Source organism: Sutterella sp., assembly GCF_052272535.1.
Classification (GTDB): Bacteria; Pseudomonadota; Gammaproteobacteria; order Burkholderiales; family Burkholderiaceae_F; genus Sutterella.
This window is the reverse complement of the sequence record NZ_DAVZJY010000302.1, coordinates 1-2,354: the sequence shown is the minus strand read 5'-3', so window position 1 is coordinate 2,354 and position 2,354 is coordinate 1. Positions and strand designations below refer to the sequence as shown.

1 protein-coding gene and 1 pseudogene are annotated in these 2,354 nt (G+C 70.3%); both read left to right on the top strand.

Annotated features, from left to right (window positions below):
* The first annotated feature begins 53 nt into the window (after positions 1-53).
* Positions 54-1,007: an AAA family ATPase gene (locus tag ACT6Y9_RS10495; RefSeq protein ID WP_443744493.1), complete on the top strand. Its 954-nt coding sequence runs from the start codon at positions 54-56 to the stop codon at positions 1,005-1,007.
* Between the two features lie 23 nt (positions 1,008-1,030).
* A pseudogene (locus ACT6Y9_RS10490) lies at positions 1,031-2,354 on the top strand (hypothetical protein); the annotation flags it as partial.

Genomic DNA, 2,354 nt, shown 5'->3' with positions numbered 1-2,354 from the left:
GTCAGAAAAGGATGATAATTTCATTAACGATCTAACATCTCTACCGCGACCTCATCGGTTGGTGGAATCTGGGCGGAGCCGAGCCGCTCCTCATCACGGGTCCGGCCGGTTCGGGGAAGACCTCGAGCGTGCTGCAGTTCGCCGCGCGCCTGTCGCTGCCCGTCGTCGTCTTCACGGCGCGTCCCCGCATGGACCGCCGCGAACTCGTCGGCCGGTGGGTGATGGGCGAACGGGGCATGCGCTGGGTCGATGGCCCGGCCGCACTAGCCTGGCGCAACGGCTGGCTCCTTCTCGTCAACGAGTTCTCCGCGGCTCCCGCCGAAACGTGGGTGTCCGCGAACGACCTCCTCGAGGGGCTCCCCCTCGAGAACGACCAGACGGGCGAGGTGATCCCGCGTCATCCGATGGCGCGAATCATCTTCACGGACAACAGCCGCGGACACGCGTCGGCGATGGAATCGGGCTACTTCGGCCGTCAGATCCAGGACCGTTCCGTCGTGGACCGCATGTGGCACGTTCGTCTCGAAGGTCTCGACGAGGCGCGCGAGGCCGAGCTCCTCGTGAAGTCCGCTCCCGCGGCGCTCGTCGAAAAGACGGGCGCGGCGGCGGCGGGCCGATTGGGCGAGCTCCTCGCGCGCGCCGGCGCCGAGACGCGGTGCTCGGGCAACGGGAGCGCGATCGGGTTTTCCAACAACACGATCGCGCTTTCGCACCGGGCGCTCGAGCGGATGATGCGGATCATGCTCGCGTACGCCGCCGGGGAGATGCCGCTCACCGACGACCCGGTCGCCTGGGCGGCCGATTCGGCGGTGGGCAACGCCCTCGACCGTCCCGTCCGGGACGCGTTGGCGACGTACCTGAAGACCCTCTTCGGCGACGAGCTCGCAGCGCTACGCGCCCGGTGCGCGCAGAGGAGCGCGGCGCTCGAAGCCGGACGGCGGGGCTTCGCTCCCGACGGCGAGATGTTCGACGAATCCGCCTTCTTCGACGTGCGGGCCGCATCCTGATGCGGCGCCGCGGGGAGATGAAGATGGAGAAGTCGTCCAACCCATCGGGCGCGGTCGTCCTGCGCCCGGCTGAGGTCCCCTCCGACGCGTGCTTCGGGAGTCCCGAGGCGCTTCTCGCGAAGCGCATCGCGGAGCTCACCGAAAGGCTCGCGGGGATTCCGAAAACGGAGCGTCGCACGAGGATCGAGATCGAGCGCCGGTTGACGGCGCTCGGGGGGAGCCTCAGGCGCATGCGCGAGCGCGAGGTGCTTTGGGGCGCAGCGGCGCCCCTGATCCGCCACACTGCGGGCGCCCATGGGCTGAGTCCCGAAGCGGCCGAGGCGTCCGCGAGGACTGCGGCTCTGATGGTTCTTCCGGCGCTCTGCCGTCGGGAGGACATCGAGCTCAAGTTCATGGGGACGCCGAAGACGAACGGCCGCACCATCTGGCTCGGGCCGATCGACTTCAGCCATCCGGCCGCATGCGTCTACATCTTCGGACACGGCGTGCACGAGCGCTGCCACGTGCTCTACACCCGGTTCGAAGACGTGCGCAGCCTCGACCCGCGGGCCGAGCACCTGACGAACCTCTTCGAGGACGTCCGCGTGGACGCCCTCGGAGAGCGGGACCTCGGGGGCTACCGGCTCTGGCGCGAGGCGCTTGTCGCCATTCTCGTCCGCACGGGGCGCACGATCCTCACGGAGACGGGGCCTCAGGCGGCCGCCGGCGACGTCCTCTGCGGGTGGCTGCACGCGGAGCTCCTCACGGGAGTTCTCGGCATGAAGCTTCCCGAGGGGATCCTTGACGCTCTGCGCCGTGCGGTGGAGTCGCGCTTCGGCGCCGACTTCCGCCGCGAGGCGCTCGCGCTCGTCATGAGGCGCTTCCCGCTCGCCGACACGGCCGCCGCCGCGGCGCTCGCCGATGAGTTCCTGGAATTCATCGCGAGCGCGGGCCGGCTCACCGACGCCGCCCACGAGACGGCGAAGGCGCAGGCCGCCGAGGCTCAGGCGGCCTTCGAGGCCTGCTGCGAAGCGGCGGCTGCTCCCGAGGGCGGTCCAAAAGACCCTGCAAAGGGCGCTCGGTCGCCCGCGCCGAAGTCGCGGAGGTCCTCAGGGGCGTCGCGGGGCGAAGGCGTTCAGCTTTCGCTCTTCGACGACTTCGGGGGCTTCGGAACAGGAGACGATTCGGACGCTATGAACGGCGCCTTCGCGGGAACCGCTTCAGCTTCAGCGAAGGCGGGGAAGGCGGCGCGCACGGCGGCGAAGGCTGCCAAAGCCGCCGCCAAAGCCGCGTCGCGGGCTGAGGCCGTGGCGAGAGGGCTTTCGGGCCTCTCCCGCGCGGCCGCCTGGCACCCGGAGGCGGCCGCGC